This is a genomic window from Mesorhizobium sp. M0011 (assembly GCF_040324155.1).
Lineage (GTDB): Bacteria > Pseudomonadota > Alphaproteobacteria > Rhizobiales > Rhizobiaceae > Mesorhizobium.
Window position 1 is genome coordinate 1 of the sequence record NZ_JAMYVQ010000076.1, and the last position, 1,202, is coordinate 1,202.

Below are 1,202 nucleotides of genomic sequence, written 5' to 3' on the forward strand. Positions count from 1 at the left end.
CTCCCGACCGATGGCCCACAAGAAGGCGGCCATCTCGCGTGCGATCGCAGCCACGACCACCGGCGGCTTCTTGCCGGCGGCGCTGAGGCGACGATAGCGGGCGCAGAGCCGGAGCTGCCCCTTCCAGGCAATATCGCGGACGGCCTTGGGCAGCCCCTCGAGCCGCACCCTCAGGGTCTCACTGACCCTGGCAGGATAGCGGTAAGTCCATGCCGCTTCGACCAGGGCGCGGCGGGCGCGTCGATTGCCGGCGAGCGTAAGGCTCGACCGGCGAACCGTGTCACCGGTCGAGCGCTCCCCAGGGACAAGGCCGAGAAAGGCCATCAACTGCGGCGGCGTATCGAAGCGACGCACATCCCCAATCTCGGCCGCAAATATCACTGCGACCAGGAACGAGGCGCCGCGCATGGCCTGATAGGCCTCAACGACTCGCGCCATGGACCAAGTTGGCACGACGGCGCGCAACTGCTCATCCAGGCGGTGTAGTCGCTGAGCCGCGTCCTCGATCGCGTCGATCTTCTCCTGGAACACGATCTGCTGCGCGGTATGCTCGAAGTTCTGTCGGGCAAGCCAGCGCCGGTGCGCCAATGTCCAATGACCGCCGTTCTGGTAGATCCGCCCATGGCGCAGAAGGAATGAGAGCAGCTGCTGGCGTTTGCGGCGCAGGTCGTCGGCTGCGGCTTCGCGGGCTCGGACCAGATCGCGGACAGCCTCGTGGACTACGTCCGGCACCCACACCCCGATCAGTTCGCCCGCCCGATGCAGTCGCGCCAGCGTGACCGCGTCCCGCCGGTTGGTCTTGACGCGCTCGCCCGGCCGCTTCGGGATCAGGGCCGGCGCAACCACCATGCAGTCGTGACCAAGATCGCGGACCTGCCGGCACAACCCATAACCCGTCGGCCCAGCCTCGAAGCAGACGTGCAGTCGATCATACTTTCTTCCCAGCTTCTTGATCGTCCGCTCTATCGCCGCCGGACCATTCTCGACCTCGCCGACGAACCGGACCTCGCCGGTGCGGCCGCCCTCCGCGATCGCAACCGCGTGCTTCTTCTTGGCTACATCACGCGACAAATGCTTCGCTATACTCTCCCATGGCTCGCTCTCCGTGCGTGAGGATCGGCTCGGCCCATCCGAGCAACCCTCGTCTTTAATCGCACGAAAGGGCGGCCCACCGTTCTCCGCCTCGGAACATGACGTCTAGC

Annotated in this window: 1 protein-coding gene; it reads right to left on the bottom strand. The window is 66.1% G+C overall.

What is annotated here, in order from left to right:
* Positions 1–1,083, bottom strand: a 1,083-nt coding sequence (locus tag NKK51_RS32375; RefSeq protein ID WP_352556348.1) for an IS110 family RNA-guided transposase, incomplete at its 3' end; no start/stop codon positions are given.
* Positions 1,084–1,202: the final 119 nt, after the last annotated feature.